This is a genomic window from Pseudomonas sp. IT-P395, assembly GCF_949767675.1.
GTDB lineage: Bacteria > Pseudomonadota > Gammaproteobacteria > Pseudomonadales > Pseudomonadaceae > Aquipseudomonas.
Map to the genome: position 1 here is coordinate 33,483 of NZ_CATKPW010000044.1, position 14,949 is coordinate 48,431.

Here is a 14,949-nt window from a genome sequence, read left to right on the forward strand (position 1 = left end):
CGGTGGCGCCGCCGGGAAAATCCTCGCGACCTCGCAGAGCTCGACCCGCGTGTCGAGCGACATGGCCGAAGCGGCCGGGCGGCAGCGTGAAGCCGTCGACATGGTCTCGACCGCCTTCCACGAAATGGTCGCCACCGCCAACGAAGTCGCGCGCTCGTGCAGTCAGGCGGCGGACTCGGCGGACAGCGGCCAGCGTCAGGCTCGTCAAGGCCAGCAGCAGATTGATGCGGCGGTGCATAGCGTCGACCAACTAAGCCAAGAGCTGGAGCAATCGGCGCAGTCGATGCAGCAACTGGAGCGCGACAGCAACGATATCCAGTCGATCCTCGGCACCATCCGTTCCATCGCCGAACAGACCAACCTGCTGGCGCTCAACGCCGCCATCGAAGCGGCGCGTGCCGGTGAACAGGGCCGCGGTTTTGCCGTGGTCGCCGATGAAGTGCGCGCACTGGCCAAACGCACCGCGGATTCGACGGCAGAGATTGATGGCCTGCTCGGCAATCTGGCCAAGCGCACCAGCCAGGTCACGCAACAGATGCACGCCAGCCTGCAAGTGTCGCAGCAGTCGGTGACACGCATCGGCGAGGCGCGCGAGAGTTTCGGGCAGATCCGCGAGTCGGTGGACGTGATTCGTGACATGAACACGCAAATCGCTACCGCCGCTGAAGAACAGCATCAGGTGGCTGAGGACATTAACCGGCACATCAGCCAGATTCACGGGGATGCGCAGTTGGTGGCAGAACTGGCCAACTCGGCGCGTCTGGATTCGCAGAGTCTGGCGGGGTTGTCGAATGAGCTGGATGGGTTGGTTAGACGGTTTCGTACCTGAACCTCAACAGCGACCCCAGCCCTCTCCCAGAGGGAGGGCGCTGACCGAGGTGTCTGGCGGCATGCATCGACCTGAAATACCCCGTCGATTATGGATTCGGTAAAGCAAGATCAGGTCGGTGTAACTCTAAAGCATCCCCCAATCAGTCCCCTCTCCCTCTGGGCGGTCCGACGTTTCGGGAGGGCTAGGGTGAGGGGCTCTTCAAGCGTTAGCGTTCGATGATGGCGGTGACGCCTTGCCCGCCCGCCGCGCAAATCGAGATCAGCCCCCGGCCCTTCCCCGCCGCGTCCAGCAACTTCGCCAGGTTCGCGACGATGCGCCCACCGGTCGCGGCAAACGGATGCCCGGCCGCCAGCGAACTGCCCTTCACATTGAGTCGGCTGCGATCGATCGAGCCCAGCGGCGCGTCAAGGCCCAGCCGGGTTTTGCAGTATTCCGGATCTTCCCAGGCCTTCAGCGTGCACAGCACCTGAGCCGCAAACGCTTCATGAATTTCGTAGTAGTCGAAGTCCTGCAGGGTCAGACCATTGCGCGCCAGCAACCGCGGCACCGCATACACCGGCGCCATCAGCAGCCCTTCGGCACCGTTGACGAAATCCACTGCCGCTGCTTCGCCATCGCGCAGATAAGCGAGGATCGGCAGGCCACGCGCCTTCGCCCATTCCTCACTGCCGAGCAGCACCACGGACGCGCCATCTGTGAGCGGCGTGGAGTTACCCGCCGTCAACGTGCCTTTAGCGCTTTTCTCGAACGCCGGTTTCAGCGTCGAGAGTTTTTCCAGGGTCAGGTCCGGGCGCAAATTGTTATCGCGAGTCAGACCAAGGAACGGCGTCATCAGGTCGTTGTGCCAGCCTTCGCTGTAGGACGCGGCGAGTTTGTGGTGGCTTTCGAGGGTCAGTTGATCCTGCTCTTCACGCGGGATCTGCCAGGTCTGCGCCATCAATTCACAGTGCTCGCCCATCGACAGGCCAGTGCGTGGCTCGCCGTTGCGTGGGAAATCCGGAATCAGATGTTTCGGTCGCAATTGCAGAAAGGTTTTCAGTTTGTCGCCGGTAGTTTTGGCGCGATTGGCTTGCAGGAGAATTTTGCGCAGGCCTTCGCTGACACCGATCGGCGCGTCCGACGTGGTGTCGACGCCGCCAGCGATACCGCTGTCGATCTGACCGAGGGCGATCTTGTTTGCCACCAGGATCGCCGCTTCCAGACCGGTGCCGCAGGCTTGCTGAATGTCGTAGGCCGGCGTGGCCGGGGACAGGCGCGAGCCAAGCACGCATTCGCGGGTCAGGCTCATATCTCGTGACAATTTCAGCACCGCGCCCGCCACCACTTCGCCGATGCGCTGACCGTGCAGGTTGTAGCGTTCGATCAGGCCTTCGAGGGCGGCCGTGAGCATCGCCTGATTACTCGCGGTGGCGTACGGCCCGTTGGAGCGGGCAAAAGGGATACGGTTACCGCCGATGATCGCGACGCGGCGCAGCTGACTCATGAATAACTCCTTTTCAAATTGATCGAATTTGATGCAGTCCCCTGTGGGAGCGAGCCTGCTCGCGAAAACGCCGGCACATTCAGCATCTTCAGTGGCTGACATATCGCTTTCGCGAGCAGGCTCGCTCCCACAAGTACCGCGTTCCTCTGCAAGACCTGCTAAACCTCAGTGTCTAGCGTAGGCCTTATTGCGTGAATCGAACGATTGATTGCCATCGACAGTCCACACTTTGAACCCCAACTTCTGGAGAGCGTTCCATGTCTGACCGCTATATCGACTTCGCCAACTCGTCCATCGGCCATCGTCTGGTCGGGGCGCTGGGTCTGCCGTCGCCGGTGCGACTGGAACGCTGGCAGGCCGGGCGCCTGCGGCCGGTGGAAGGTGCGCTGCTGATCGGCGGCGGGCCGCTGGCCGAACGCGTCAGCGCTTTCGCCAACCGTTTGACCGAGAGTATCTACCGCTACGGCGAGCAACCGACGACCGCGACTGAATGGATTCCCGGCCACGGCCCGAAACTCAAAGCCGTGGTGTTCGACGCCAGCGAACTGCTGCACACCGACCAGCTCAAACAGCTGCGCGAATTCTTTCAGCCGTTGATGAAGAACCTTGAGCACAGCGCGCACCTGGTGATTCTCGGTCGTGCGCCGGAAAGCCTGACTGACCCGTTTGCCGCGAGTGCGCAACGAGCACTGGAAGGGTTTTCCCGTTCGCTGGCCAAGGAGCTGCGCAGCGGCGGCACGCTGCAATTGATCTACGTCGGCGAAGGCGCTGAAGATCAACTGGAAGGTCCGCTGCGGTTTTTCCTCTCGCCGAAAAGCGCGTTTGTCTCCGGGCAGGTGATTCGCCTGACGGCGTGTGCGACGCAGGTGACTGACTGGACGCGGCCACTGGCCGGGCGCAAGGCGCTGGTCACCGGTGCTGCACGCGGCATCGGTGCGTCCATTGCCGAAACCCTGGCCCGCGATGGTGCCGAGGTGATCCTGCTCGATGTTCCCCCGGCCAAGACGGATCTGGAAGCCCTCGCCGCGCGCCTCGGCGGTCGTGCGATTACCCTCGATATCTGCGCCGAAGACGCCGCCGCGCAATTGATCGAACAACTGCCTGACGGCCTCGACATTCTGGTGCACAACGCCGGCATCACCCGCGACAAAACCTTGGCCAATATGACCCCGGAATTCTGGGACGCGGTGCTCGCAGTCAACCTCAATGCCCCGCAAGTATTGACCAAGGCGCTACTCGACAATGGCACGCTGCACGATAATGCGCGGGTGATTCTGCTGGCCTCAATCAGTGGCATCGCCGGCAACCGTGGGCAAACCAACTACGCCGCGAGCAAGGCCGGGCTGATAGGTCTGGCGCAGGCATGGGCGCCGACGCTGCTGGAACGCGGTATCAGCATCAACGCCGTCGCCCCCGGTTTTATCGAAACGCAGATGACTGCACACATTCCGTTCGGCCTGCGCGAGGCTGGCCGGCGTATGAGTTCACTGGGCCAGGGCGGTTTGCCGCAGGATGTCGCCGAAGCGGTCGCGTGGCTGGCGCAACCAGGCACCGGCGCATTCACCGGGCAGGCGCTGCGGGTTTGTGGACAAAGTGTTCTGGGGGCTTAGGCATGAGCATCGAATGGCATACGCTGGATCGCGAACCGAATCTGCCGGGGCTGTACGCACGGGCGGCGACACGACGGAAAATCACCGGCACTCAATTGCCTGACGGCGGCTTGCGCTGTTGGGTCGATGTCGATGGCAAACGTCTGGCGGCCTATCGCAAGGTGTGTGGATTCGTCGATGACGGTCTGCTGCCGCCGACGTATCCGCACATCCTCGCCTTCGCCCTGCAGATGCAATTGCTCACTGCCAAAGAGTTTCCGTTTCCCCTGTTGGGGCTGATTCATTTGAGCAACCGCATTCGCGTGTTGCGCCCGATGGGCGGGATCGGTCGGGCGCAAGTCAGCGTTCGCGTGCACAACCTCCAACCGCACCCCAAAGGTGCGACGTTCGATCTGCTGACCACGCTGGATGATCAGCTCGGGCCATTGTGGGAAGCGGAAAGCCAGATGCTCTGTCGCGGCGTCAAGCTTGAGGGCGAGCCGGTCGAACAGACCTGGGAGCCGTCGCAATCGCTGGTGGAGGTGGCGCGCTGGAAAGCCCCGGCCGATATCGGTCGGCAATACGCCAAAGTGTCCGGAGACTACAACCCGATTCACCTGAGTGCGGCAAGTGCCAAGCTGTTTGGCTTCCCAACAGCCATCGCCCATGGTTTGTGGAACAAGGCTCGAACCCTGGCGGCGCTAGGCGCTCATTTGCCCAAGGCCAACCTTGAGATCGCCGTGCATTTTCGCAAACCGGTGCGCCTGCCCAGTGAGGTGACCTTGCTGGCGAGCGCGGCGGGTTCCAGTGGAGAGTTGCGGCTGATCGGTGCACAAGACCTGGAGCACATGGTCGGGCAGTGGCAACCGATTGCCTGAGCACTCGGAACACCGTTAATTGTGTGTATATCACTTAAGTTTTTCCCAGCCTTTCCCCCTTCGCCGAAAAAACCCGGGCCTTGATTATCAAGGCCTTTTTTTGCGCGGCTATATCGTGGGTATTAGTCCTTAGGCGCTGAACTTCACCCTCTATATAAAGGCGTTAATACCAACTTGAGAATGGCCTGAAACCCGCCCCTGGACTGAGATTGAGCACAACGGTCGAAGGCATCACCGACGACAGATCGGCGAGCCATCGAAGTCAACGAACGTTGTGACAGGTGCAAGGAATTACGATCATGAAAACTCAAGGCGTATGGTGCAAATCGGCAATCGCTCTGGCATTGATTCTCTCCCTTGGCCTCACCGGGTGCAGCAGCGGTGGTGGCGGTCATAAAAGCAGTTCCGGCAGCTCTGCGGCGGACGGTACCGCTGGCACTGGCGGTACGGGAGGCACCGGTGATACTGCGGGCACTGGCGGAACCGGTGGCACCGGTGATACTGCCGGGACTGGCGGAACCGGTGGCACGGGTGGTACTGGCGGAACCGGTGGTACAGGTGGCACCGATCCGACCAATCCGACCAATCCAACCAACCCGACAGATCCGACCGATCCCACCAACCCGACCAATCCAACCACCACCCCGTTGGTCACCACCACACTGGTGCAGGATGTCGGCACCACCGTGGCCGGTGTCGGCGATGGCGTCGGCCAGATCGGCGATTCCCTGAGCACCGTTCCTGTGGTCGGTGGCGTGGTCCAGAGTGCGGCCAACACCGCCGGCAATGTCGTCACTACGTTAGGTAATGGTGTGAGCAACGGCATCGGTAAACTGGCCACCGACCCTAACGGCCTGACCACCACCGTCGCTTCGGTCGGCGGCGTGGTCACCGATGTAGGCAACGGCGTCTCTGATCTCAGCGGCAAACTGGCAACCGCAACCGGCAGCGTGCCGGTGGTCGGCGGTGTGGTGACCAAAGTCGCACCGTTGCTTGATGGTGTCGGCGAGAAAGTCACCATGCTCGGCAATACCCTCGACACCACACTGACCAGCGGCCCGACCAGCCAACTGACCAACAAACTCGGCGGTAGTCTGGTGCCGGTGATTGCGATGGTCGAAAGCACCACGGACAAACTCGGCGCGACCACAGGTCTTGGCGATCCACTCAAAGGCGTGGTTGCGCAAGTCGGCGGCGCGGTGAACACCCTGGGCGGCAAGGTCACCGACGCGGGTAACGGCAATGCCTTGACCAACACACTCGGCGGCGCATTGAGCAATACCGGCACCGCGGTGGGCAAGGCCGGCGGTCTGGTGTCCAACGGCACCGGCGCGGGTACTGGCGGTGGAGTGGGTGGTGGCTTGGGCGGTGGCCTCGGCGGCACCGGTTTGCTGCAAACCGTTGGCGGTGCGGTGGTCAACGTTGGCGCAGGCTTGAATGCCGGGAATACCAATGGCGTCGTCAGCGCAGGTGGTGTTACCGCTGTCGGCCTGGGCAATACCGTGGCTTCGCTCAACACCGTGCTGGGCGGATCGGGCACCCCGATCACCGCGACAACTTCACCTCTGGCCACGGTCGGCGCCACCTTGGGCAATGGCCTGAACCCGGTCACCAGCGCTGTTACCAACGTGACTCAACAAGTCGGCGCGGCGACCGGTATCGGCTCACCTGTTGCAGGTCTCACCGGTCAGGTTGGCGGTGCGGTCAGCAGTATCGGCAACACCATTGCAGCGACCAATAACCCGGTCACCACCGCGGTCGGTGGTCTGGTCACCAACGTCGGCGGCACCGTCGCTGCCGTCGGCGGTCTGGTCAACGGCGGTACCAGCGGGGGTACCAGCGGGGGTACCACCGGTGGCGGTCTGGGCGGTGTACTCGGCGGTCTGACCGGCGCCTTGGGAGGCAACAAACGCTAAATTGCACCTGGCCGATTCGACGGCCTCACCTACAGCGCCTACGCTTGGTTGAGGGCGGAAGATTCCCACGAGTCTTCCGCTTTTTTCTTAGGAAAAAAACAGCTCTGCGCTGTGATCTGACCATGGAGTGTCCTATGCGCGTAATGGCATCCCTGCTGTTCCTCAGTCTCAGTTCCGCCGCCCTCGCCGACACCCTGCCCAGTTTTCTCAACAGCAACGAAACCATCCGCAACCTGCCTGTGCCGAATCTGCCGGCCGACGCTTATCGCCCGAGCGCCACGCCCGTGCAAGTGCCGGACGCCGGTGCCGCCGCTGCGCAACCGCTGTTGATGGATACCAAGATCAATCTGCAAACCGTGCAGATCGAAGGCGGAACCCTCTACCCGCTCAACGAGCTCGCCGAAATCTATAAGCCCCTGATCGGCCACCAAGCCACGCTCGCCGACCTGATCGAAGCCACGCGCAACATCACTCGACGCTATCAGCAGGACGGTTACCTGCTGTCCTATGCGTTCTTGCCGCAGCAAAACTTCAACGATGGCGTCGCGCGCGTGGTGCTGGTGGAAGGCTACGTGCGGGATGTCCAGATCCAGGGCGATGTCGGCCGAGTCAAAGCGCTGCTCGACAAACTGGCGGCGAAGATCCAGGCCGAACGGCCGCTGACCCGCAAGACCTTCGAGCGTTACACCACGCTGATGACGCGCATCCCCGGCGTGACGATTCAGGCCCAGGTGCCACCACCGGGCACCACCGACGGCGCGACAACCCTGGTCGCCCAGGCCAGCCGCAAACCCTTCACCAGTACGCTGAGCACCACCGAAGACAACCGCAACGGCACCCAGGCTTTGCTCGGTGTCAGCAGCAACTCGCAAACCTCGATGGGCGAGCAACTGAGCCTCAGCGGTTTGTTCCCGCCGGGTGACGATCACGAACATTACTACCGCCTCGACTACAACCAGTTCCTCAATGACGAAGGCGCGCAACTGGCGCTGTCCGCATCACGCTACCGCGCCGATCCCAGTACCGAAGTCCTCATCGACGGCGGTGGTCGACTCAGCACCCATCGAGAAAACGACCGCTACTCCATCGGTTTCACTCTGCCGCTGATTGCCGCCTCCAACGAATTGCTGACCGCCGGCTCGCGCCTGTACGCAGTCGACGACAAGACTCGCTACAACGGCATCAACTTCCCGTTCAGCACCGAGTTCCGCACCGACGTACGCGCTCTGGCCTTCGAAGGCGACTGGCGCAAGGCCGATGCCCGGCAACTGCGCATTCTCAGTGGCGGCGTGTATCAGGGTTTCGACAGCCTGGGGGCAAATACCAACTACGACGACATCGACCTCGATTTCTTCCGCGTACGCCTGTCCGGGGTGCAGAGCAACAAGTTCCTCGACAACTGGCAAGGCGTGCTGTCGGCCGCGCTGTACTGGAGCGACGACACCCTGCCCGACAGCGAACGCGCGGTGTTCGGCGGGCAGAATTTCGGTCGCGGTTATCCCGACGATCAAGCGTCCGGCGACAAGGGCTGGGGCGTAGCGTACGAGGTCAACTACAGCTTCAACCGCGACGGCAACTGGGTGCGCATCCTGCAACCGTACGTGGTGCTCGACCGCTCGCGCAGCTGGTTCAACGAACTGCCGGTAAAGGCCAATAATCTGTCATCGGCAGCAATCGGGCTGCGGTTTGGCGATGCCAAGTACTACAACATTGCGCTGGAAGCGGCGAAGGCAATGTCGGATGAAGCACTGGACACGTTCAATCGCAAGCCCAGGTACAGCATAAGTTTCAGCTACCAGTTGTAAGCTGAAATACCAAGGAGGCTTCGGCAGCGGCGGGTGGAATGTACAACCGGCAGAAATGGGTCGGATTGCAGGCCGCCTTCGCGAGCAAGCTCGCTCCTACAGTTGGATTAAGTGCATTCAGTTAGAAATTGGTCGGCTGTCAGGCCGCCTTCGTCGGAACGCCGCCCGGAGCAAGCTCGCTCCCACAGAAAAGCAAAAGCGACCTACGCCGCTCCTAGGCTTTTCACCACTCAACAGGATGAGCGTTAGCTCGGCTGCAGCTCTTGATCTTGATCCACGGGCGACGTCGGAAGGCTGAGTGGAGGGATTGATCCGAGGGTGGGAGCGTAGCGACCGTTTGGCGAAGCCAAACACAGCGAGAGGAGGTGCAGCGAAGCAAACCGTAGGCGCTGCCCCCGGATCGATCCCGGAGCGAAGGAACCCCGAGCCCCAGCGAGCGGGCCGCACGTAGGAGCAAGCCTTTTTGGTTACTTTTTCGGCGTCTGGAAAAAGTGACCCGCCGTAAGGGCGGAACCCTAATCAGCCACACCCGCAGCAACGGATAGGCCCCCCAATCACCCAGCCACATTCCTCGAAGGCTTGGGAAACAAATTATCCAGAGTTTCCAACAACCTGACGTAATAAATCGGCTTGCGAAAAAGATCCACCACCTGCAACCGCAACAGATCACTGACGTCTTCCATATCCGCATGCCCCGACATCACAATCACCGGCAAATGCTGCCGAGAAGTATGCTCACGCAACCGCTTGATCAACGACATCCCGGACTCCTCCGGCATGCGCAGATCAGTAATCACCAGCGCGATATCGGGATGGCGAGTCAGATGATGCAACGCCAGCTTCACCGACGTCGCCGTATGGCAAGTAAACCCTTCCCCCTCCAGCAACTCCGCCAGCTCCAGCAACGCGTCCTCTTCATCGTCAACCAGAAGCAACTGTTGGCGCGGCAGCGAAGGAGCATTCATGGGCAATCCCTGAAAACTGAAAGTGAACCCGAGTGTAGCGCGGCATCAACCAGGCATCAGCTTCGTTCAGCTCAGGACGGCGGTGCGGGGGCCGTCACGGCAGTGCCGCCCAGCGCCACCAGCAAATTGTTGAACATCACCAGTACCCGGGCGCCAACGGGGGTGACGAAGACGATGACCACCACCGCCACCATCGCCACGACAATCGCATACTCGATTGCCGACGCTGCTTCAGTACTGGCAAAGAAGCCGCGGACACGCACTTTCAAATAATCAAAGAGCATCGCAATTCTCCTCGCCAGTCAGGGCCTGGTTACCGCTGTGCCACCCAGCCCGGTCAGAATGTTATTGAAGTAAGCCAACACCCGGTTACCCAGCGGAGTGACAAAAGCCACAACGACTACCGCAACCATCGCCACCACGATCGCATATTCGATCGCCGACGCGGCTTCTTCGTTTTTGACCAGCAAACGGACTCTGGCCATCAAATAATCGAGGATCATCCGACACATACGACTACTCCTTTGCGCCTTTGGCGCCAATGTCACGCTGCAGCGGCCAAGACCCACCGTGCCATTTGAGCATTGTCAACAAACCCCCGCCCAACAACTGTAAGAACGGATTAATCACAAAGGATTAATCACATCGCGAAGTTGCCGATTGCTGCTGTTAATTGGCCAAGACTCATACTTTCGTGAGTTATTTTCCTGTCAGTAATGGCGTTTTGGCTTGGATCAGCTAGCGTGGAAATAGCGAAATAGTTGCATGTTCATAGCTGCCGGATTGGGAACTTCTCTCGTTAGCAAGTGCGGTGGGTAGTGCAGCAGGAAAGGGAGAGCCGTCATGAACAGTCGCGTCACCATGGGCCTTGCAGCCATCCTGTTATTGGGAGCCATTTTTGTCGGTTACTGGGGACTGGTACTCAGTCGTCAACCAGCGCCCGTCGCCGCCGCCCCCGTCGCCCCAACTATCACCGTTGAAAAAACTGTCGCGATCGCCGAAGACCAGACCCGCCAACCGGTAGTGGTGTTGCTGCACGATGTGCCGCCGTTCACCGCACTGACGGCCGCCGATGTCACGGTGGAAAAACTGCGCAGTGCACCGGCCGGCAGCTTGAGCAATGTCGATCAGGCCATCGGCCGTACACCTTGGCGGCACCTCAGCGCCGGCACCTGGCTGAATGATGAAAGCTTCAGCGCCGGCGGCTCACTGGCACGCATGATTCACCGCGATGAGCGCGCATTGACCGTGGCGGTCGACGAAGTGATCGGCGCGGCTGGACAACTGATCCCCGGCGATTACGTCGATGTCTTGCTCTACCTGCGCCAGGATTCCAGCAACCTCGAACAATCGGCGCAGATCGTTCTACCGGCCATGCGCGTGCTTGGTGTGGGTGATCAGTACGGCCTGACCAACGACGGCCAACCGGCATCGCCGGCCCTGAGCGCCGATGAAAAACTCAAACAGGATCAACGCCGCATCGCCGCGCGCACCGTAGTGCTGGCAGTGCCGGAACAACTGCTCAGTCGCCTGATGCTCGCCACACAAGCCGGCACCTTGCGCCTGGCCGTACGCAGCAGTGAAGAACAACGCCTGGCCAAGTACTGGGCCGGCGAAAATCAGTCCGCGGCCCATGTCGACACGGCTAACCGACAACTCTTCCAGTTCACCCAACTGGCCATGGGCGCGGCACCGAAAGCGCCCTCCAGCGGCGGCTCCGCTGGCGCTGCACGGCCGGCGGTGGAAATCATTCGCGGCAATCAGATCACCCAACAAAACCCATGACTGCGCAAGGATCCAAGGGCATGCAGAGTCGTTTCAGGCCGACATTCAAAACCATGCTGCGCGCCCTGCTACTGATGGGTCTGTCGATGGACGCTGCGTTCGCGGCGGTCGGCAACTGTTCGGCACTGGGGCGCATGCCGCCGGTGATCGAAATCGGCGAAGGGTTTCAACAGGACGTGCAGTCCCCGGTAGCGATCACCCGTCTGGCGATTGGCGATCCGAAAATCGCCGACGTACACGCCAACGGCAGCTCGTCCTTTCTGCTCACCGGTGTGGCGCCCGGCGCCACCAGCCTGATGGTCTGGACGTCGTGCTCAAGCGAGCCGCGCCAGAGCATGGTGTTCGTGCAGGGCGCCGCCACCGCTGCGTTGAGCAGCAGCCTGCCGTCGGATGATCCGAGCCTGCCGTCGCAAGTGCAGACCGACATCCGCTTCGTCGAAGTCAGCCGCACCAAACTCAAGGAAGCCACCGCCTCGCTGATCGGCACGCGCGGCAACTTTCTGTTCGGCTCGCCCGGCACCCTGCCCCCCATTGATGGCGTGCCGCAGCCACGTTTGCCGGTGGACAACTCACTGTTCAACTTTTCGTGGATCGGCGGCAAGACCATGGCGATCATCAATGCCCTGGAAACCAGCGGCTTCGCCTACACCCTCGCACGGCCGAGTCTGGTCGCGCTGAACGGCCAGAGCGCGAGTTTTCTGGCCGGCGGTGAAATTCCGATTCCAGTGCCCAGTTCCGGCAGCGACAGCGTGTCGATCGAATACAAGGAATTCGGCATCCGCCTGACCCTGACGCCGACCATCATCGGCCGTGATCGCATCGCGTTGAAGGTCGCTCCGGAAGTCAGCGAACTGGACTTCAGCAATGCCGTACAAATCGCCGGCACCACCGTGCCCGCCCTGACCATCCGCCGCACCGACACCAGCGTGTCACTGGGCGATGGCGAAAGCTTCGTCATCAGCGGCTTGATCAGCACCACCAACAGCTCGCAGGTGAACAAGTTTCCCGGCCTCGGCGACATCCCGGTGCTCGGTGCATTTTTCAAAGGCTCACAGATCAAGCGCGAAGAGCGCGAACTGCTGATGATCGTCACCCCGCACCTGGTGCAGCCATTGGCCGCCGACGCCCAGCTGCCATCATTACCCGGGGAAAAACTGCGCAATTACGACCCGAATTTCTATCGCATGTTTTTTCTTGAAAACGGCAACTTCGACAAGCGCAGCGGGTTATCCCAATGAGCCAGAATCTGAGCCAGACCTTTCTCGCCATCACCCGCAACAGCACCGATCTGGAGTGGCTGCAAGGCGCGCTCGCGCCGCTCGGTCAGGTGGTCAGCGCCGGTGGCGGCAGTCTCGACGAATTGCTGGCACTGGTGGACGTGACCTTTGCCAGCCTGGTGTTCGTCGGCCTGGATCGCGAACACGTGGTCGCCCAGAGCGCGTTGATCGAAGGCGCGCTGGAAGCCAAACCGATGCTGGCAATCGTGGCCCTTGGCGACGGCATGGACAATCAGTTGGTGCTCAATGCCATGCGCGCCGGCGCCCGGGATTTTGTCGCCTACGGTTCGCGCTCCAGTGAAGTCGCCGGGCTGGTGCGGCGCTTGAGCAAACGCCTGCCGCCCGTGGCACCGAACACGCAGTTGGGTGGCCTCACAGTCATGTATGGCGTGCAGAGCAGTTCCGACGGCGCACTGCTGGCCAACCACATGGCCTTGGTGGTGCAAAAGAGCGGTCAGCAAACCTTGTTGCTCGACCTCGGGTTGCCGCGCGGTGACAGCCTCGCCCTGCTCGGGCTGGAGAGCTCGTTTCACTTCGGCGATGCCTTGCGCCACCTGCGCAGGCTCGACGCCACGCTGATCGACAGTGCCTTCACCAGCGCCGAGGCCGGCTTGCGCATTCTCGCCTACGCCAGCAACGATGAACCGCTGGAAAACACCAGCGCCGCCGAGCTGTACATGTTGCTCAGCGCCTTGCGCCAGCACTTCCAGCACATCGTCGTGAACCTCACCGGGCAGACCGACAGCGAAGCCTTGCGCACCTTTGTCAGCCACTGCGACAAGTTGCTCTGGTACACCGATCAGAACGTGCTCAACTGCCGGCGCAACCTCGCCGTGCTCAATCTGTGGCGGGAAAAAGGCATGAAGCTCGACCACGGACGCCTGCTGATCGACCGCTACCTGAGCAACGTTGCGCCTAATTCGGAAACCCTCGGCAAAACCTTCAACCTGGAAGTGATCGCCACGCTGGCCCTCACCCCGGAAGTGCGCCTGAACGCGAAAAACCAGGGCGTCAGTCTGTTCGAACTGGCCCCACGGGAAAAACTCACCCAAAGCCTGCGCGCCCTCGGTGAAAGGTTAGCGAAACGTTCCGAGGGCCTGGCCAAGCCTAAAGTGACCTGGTTCGACCGCTTGCGAGGCACCTCATGAGCGCAGAAAAACTTTTCGGCGCGGCGCCCCGCAGTGGCGTCGGCAACAGCGATCACGAAGGCCTGAAACTGGTTCTGCATCGCTACATCATCGACGCCCTCGAAGAGTCCGGCAAAAATCTGCTGGAAGGTTCTCGTCAGCAACTCGCACAGTTCGTCACCGACAAAGTCGCCGAGTACATCGCCCGTTTGCACCTGGCGATTTCCCGCTACGAAATGGAGCGCCTGGCCGAAGAGATCGTCGACGAGTTAACCGGTTTCGGCCCGCTGGAAGTGTTGCTGCGCGATCAGTCGGTGACCGAGATTCTGGTCAACGGCCCGCACCGGGTGTTCATCGAACGCGACGGTGTGCTGCACCAGAGTGACCTGCGGTTTATCGATGCGCATCACGTCGAACGCGTGATGCAGCGCATCCTCGCGCCACTCGGTCGGCGCCTCGACGAATCTTCGCCGATGGTCGATGCGCGCCTGCCGGATGGCAGTCGGGTTAACGCGATCATTCCGCCGATTGCCCTCGATGGCCCATGCCTGTCGATCCGTAAATTTCGCAAGGACATGCTCAAGAGCAGCGACCTGATGGCGATGCAAACCATCGACCTGTCGATCTTCGAGTTTTTCCAGGATGCCGTCGGCAAGCGCTGCAACATCCTGATCAGCGGCGGCACCGGCACCGGCAAAACCACGCTGCTGAATATTCTCAGCCAGTTGATCAACCCGCACGAACGTCTGGTGACCATCGAAGACGTCGCCGAATTGCAGCTCGGTCACCCGCATGTGGTGCGCCTGGAAACCCGGCCGCCGAACGCCGAAGGCCACGGTGAAGTGAAGGCCAGCGACCTGATCCGCAACGCCCTGCGGATGCGCCCCGACCGGATCATTCTCGGCGAGATTCGTGGCGTCGAAGTGGTCGACGTATTGACCGCAATGAACACCGGTCACGACGGCTCGATGAGCACCGTGCACGCCAACAACGCCCAGGATGCCCTGCTGCGCCTGGAAACACTGGTCGGCCTGACGGGCCGTTCCATCGCCGAACGCACCCTGCGCCAGATGATCTGCGCTGCCCTCGACGTGATCATTCAGTTGACGCGCATGCCTGACGGGCGCCGCTGCGTCAGTGAAGTGGTGGAAGTGGTCGGTATTCGCGAAGACGTCTACGTCACCAACACCCTGTTCCGCCTCGACCGCCGCACGGGCTTCGGCTTCCTGCGCGAAGCGGTCAATCCGGCCGGCGACAAGCTACGCCACGAGACGCATCTGGGCTGACGGCAA

Annotated in this window: 13 protein-coding genes; 9 read left to right on the forward strand and 4 right to left on the reverse strand. The window is 61.4% G+C overall.

Annotated elements, in window-relative coordinates; genetic code table 11:
* Window positions 1-100: 100 nt before the first annotated feature.
* Window positions 101-829: a methyl-accepting chemotaxis protein gene (locus tag ACM6IN_RS20635; RefSeq protein WP_394505892.1), complete on the forward strand. Its 729-nt coding sequence runs from the start codon at window positions 101-103 to the stop codon at window positions 827-829.
* Window positions 830-1,037: 208 nt separating this feature from the next.
* On the opposite strand, the gene ACM6IN_RS20640 is transcribed toward ACM6IN_RS20635, so the two are convergent.
* On the reverse strand, window positions 1,038-2,315 hold the full coding sequence (locus tag ACM6IN_RS20640) for an acetyl-CoA C-acetyltransferase (RefSeq protein WP_414916625.1): 1,278 nt from the start codon (window positions 2,313-2,315) through the stop codon (window positions 1,038-1,040).
* A 257-nt stretch (window positions 2,316-2,572) separates the two neighbouring features.
* On the opposite strand from ACM6IN_RS20640, the gene ACM6IN_RS20645 reads away from it, so the two are divergent.
* The 4 genes from ACM6IN_RS20645 to ACM6IN_RS20660 all read left to right on the forward strand — a co-directional run bounded on the left by ACM6IN_RS20645 (window position 2,573) and on the right by ACM6IN_RS20660 (window position 8,503).
* Window positions 2,573-3,925: a 3-oxoacyl-ACP reductase gene (locus tag ACM6IN_RS20645; RefSeq protein WP_007950382.1), complete on the forward strand. Its 1,353-nt coding sequence runs from the start codon at window positions 2,573-2,575 to the stop codon at window positions 3,923-3,925.
* 2 nt (window positions 3,926-3,927) lie between these two features.
* Window positions 3,928-4,782, forward strand: a complete 855-nt coding sequence (locus ACM6IN_RS20650) for a MaoC family dehydratase (protein WP_414916626.1) — start codon at window positions 3,928-3,930, stop codon at window positions 4,780-4,782.
* Window positions 4,783-5,081: 299 nt separating this feature from the next.
* Window positions 5,082-6,698, forward strand: a complete 1,617-nt coding sequence (locus tag ACM6IN_RS20655; RefSeq protein ID WP_414916627.1) for a collagen-like triple helix repeat-containing protein — start codon at window positions 5,082-5,084, stop codon at window positions 6,696-6,698.
* 134 nt (window positions 6,699-6,832) lie between these two features.
* Window positions 6,833-8,503 carry a ShlB/FhaC/HecB family hemolysin secretion/activation protein gene (locus ACM6IN_RS20660; protein ID WP_007914656.1) on the forward strand — a complete coding sequence of 557 codons (1,671 nt, stop codon included), beginning with the start codon at window positions 6,833-6,835 and terminating at the stop codon, window positions 8,501-8,503.
* 554 nt (window positions 8,504-9,057) lie between these two features.
* On the opposite strand, the gene ACM6IN_RS20665 is transcribed toward ACM6IN_RS20660, so the two are convergent.
* The 3 genes from ACM6IN_RS20665 to ACM6IN_RS20675 all read right to left on the reverse strand — a co-directional run bounded on the left by ACM6IN_RS20665 (window position 9,058) and on the right by ACM6IN_RS20675 (window position 9,971).
* Window positions 9,058-9,468, reverse strand: coding sequence for a response regulator (locus ACM6IN_RS20665; RefSeq protein WP_007914653.1), 411 nt, complete (start codon window positions 9,466-9,468; stop codon window positions 9,058-9,060).
* A 71-nt stretch (window positions 9,469-9,539) separates the two neighbouring features.
* Window positions 9,540-9,752, reverse strand: coding sequence for a Flp family type IVb pilin (locus ACM6IN_RS20670; protein ID WP_007914651.1), 213 nt, complete (start codon window positions 9,750-9,752; stop codon window positions 9,540-9,542).
* An 18-nt stretch (window positions 9,753-9,770) separates the two neighbouring features.
* Window positions 9,771-9,971, reverse strand: coding sequence for a Flp family type IVb pilin (locus ACM6IN_RS20675; protein ID WP_042705039.1), 201 nt, complete (start codon window positions 9,969-9,971; stop codon window positions 9,771-9,773).
* A gap of 340 nt (window positions 9,972-10,311) precedes the next feature.
* On the opposite strand from ACM6IN_RS20675, the gene cpaB reads away from it, so the two are divergent.
* From cpaB to ACM6IN_RS20695, 4 genes are read left to right on the forward strand one after another with little or no spacing between them, the layout of a single operon-like run.
* Window positions 10,312-11,253, forward strand: coding sequence for a Flp pilus assembly protein CpaB (gene cpaB / locus ACM6IN_RS20680; protein ID WP_414916628.1), 942 nt, complete (start codon window positions 10,312-10,314; stop codon window positions 11,251-11,253).
* A gap of 20 nt (window positions 11,254-11,273) precedes the next feature.
* Entirely contained in the window at window positions 11,274-12,491 is a 1,218-nt protein-coding gene (locus ACM6IN_RS20685; RefSeq protein ID WP_414893248.1) for a type II and III secretion system protein family protein, read from the forward strand.
* Window positions 12,488-13,678, forward strand: coding sequence for an AAA family ATPase (locus tag ACM6IN_RS20690; RefSeq protein ID WP_007914643.1), 1,191 nt, complete (start codon window positions 12,488-12,490; stop codon window positions 13,676-13,678). The genes ACM6IN_RS20685 and ACM6IN_RS20690 overlap by 4 nt, the downstream gene beginning before the upstream one ends.
* A complete protein-coding gene (locus ACM6IN_RS20695; protein WP_095114393.1) occupies window positions 13,675-14,943 on the forward strand; it encodes a CpaF family protein in 1,269 nt (422 codons plus the stop codon). Before ACM6IN_RS20690 ends, ACM6IN_RS20695 begins: the two co-directional genes overlap by 4 nt.
* The last annotated feature ends 6 nt before the right edge of the window (window positions 14,944-14,949 follow it).